This is a genomic window from Polaromonas eurypsychrophila, assembly GCF_014641715.1.
In the GTDB taxonomy this organism is placed as follows: domain Bacteria; phylum Pseudomonadota; class Gammaproteobacteria; order Burkholderiales; family Burkholderiaceae_C; genus Polaromonas; species Polaromonas eurypsychrophila.
Genome location: NZ_BMIG01000036.1, coordinates 1 through 535, shown reverse-complemented (window position 1 = coordinate 535; position 535 = coordinate 1). Strand labels below are relative to the sequence as shown.

The window sequence follows — 535 nt, the reverse complement described above, 5'->3', positions numbered from 1 at the left end:
AGGTCGGCAGGCTGTACGGGCGCAGGTTTGCGACACGGCGAGAGGCCATGGATGAGGTGATGGACTGGTCAATTTCTACAACCACAAAAGATTGCACTCGACGCTGGGCTATGTCAGCCCGATGAGGTTTGAGCAACGCTGGATCGCGGCCCAGCAGCAAGACAGGAAGTCCGCATAATGGTCAGTCTATGGAGTGCGGGCAACAGGGGCAAGATCAAGGACCAGCGCGAAATCTGCTTCATTCGCATAGCGCTCTATCTTTTCGATGATGGTCATGCCTGCACTTGCCTGCTCATGCAAGATGATCGATTGAAGACCTATCTTCTCGATAAAGCGTGCAACCTCTTGCTTCGCTTCGTTGTCTCGCCCATGGACTATAAAAACTTTTCGCTTGTTTCTGGCGATCACCGGTACGGGTGTTTCCATGGCGAACTGATGGGTGGTTGAAGGGGAAGAGGCAGTCCATACTGAATCGCCCCGGGTTTCGTGGAGGCCCGTTGGGTTAAGTCAAACCGATATGACGGCCTGACTGGCT

1 protein-coding gene and 1 pseudogene are annotated in these 535 nt (G+C 53.8%); one reads left to right on the top strand and one right to left on the bottom strand.

What is annotated here, in order from left to right:
• A pseudogene (locus IEX16_RS19825) lies at positions 1–178 on the top strand (IS3 family transposase); the annotation flags it as partial.
• A gap of 8 nt (positions 179–186) precedes the next feature.
• Here IEX16_RS19825 and IEX16_RS19820 read toward each other — a convergent pair.
• The gene (locus IEX16_RS19820) at positions 187–426 is read right to left on the bottom strand and encodes a TIR domain-containing protein (protein WP_229676467.1); all 240 of its coding nucleotides are present in this window, start codon (positions 424–426) and stop codon (positions 187–189) included.
• Between the last annotated feature and the right edge of the window lie 109 nt (positions 427–535).

Coding starts and splice junctions, on each gene's coding strand:
- IEX16_RS19820 (WP_229676467.1), bottom strand. CDS start 426: ATGGAAACACCCGTACCGGTGATCGCCAGAAACAAGCGAAAAGTTTTT.